Consider the following 358-nt stretch of genomic DNA (forward strand, 5'->3'; position numbering starts at 1 on the left):
CCTGGAATTGACCGACGGCAGCATGACGGTGCTGGTCGGCCCGTCCGGGTGCGGTAAGACCACGTCACTGCGCATGCTGGCCGGACTGGAGGAGGTCACCTCCGGCAGCATCCACATCGGTGACCGCGACGTCACCGCACTGGAGCCCAAGGACCGCGACATCGCCATGGTGTTCCAGAACTACGCGCTCTACCCCCACCTCACGGTGCGCGAGAACATCGCCTTCCCGTTGCGGGCCAAGAAACTCAGCCGGGCCGACGCGCACAAGCGCGCCGACGAGATCGGCGAGTCACTCGGCCTGGGCAAGCTGATGGACCGCAAACCCAAGGATCTGTCCGGTGGCCAGCAGCAGCGCGTC

Annotated in this window: 1 protein-coding gene; it reads left to right on the forward strand. The window is 66.5% G+C overall.

The annotated features are described in order from the left end of the window. A partial coding sequence (locus H7I41_RS24485; protein WP_264015217.1) for an ABC transporter ATP-binding protein occupies nucleotides 1-358 on the forward strand: 358 nt, incomplete at both ends.

Origin of the sequence: [Mycobacterium] manitobense, assembly GCF_025821665.1 — a bacterium.
In the GTDB taxonomy this organism is placed as follows: Bacteria; Actinomycetota; Actinomycetes; order Mycobacteriales; family Mycobacteriaceae; genus Mycobacterium; species Mycobacterium arseniciresistens.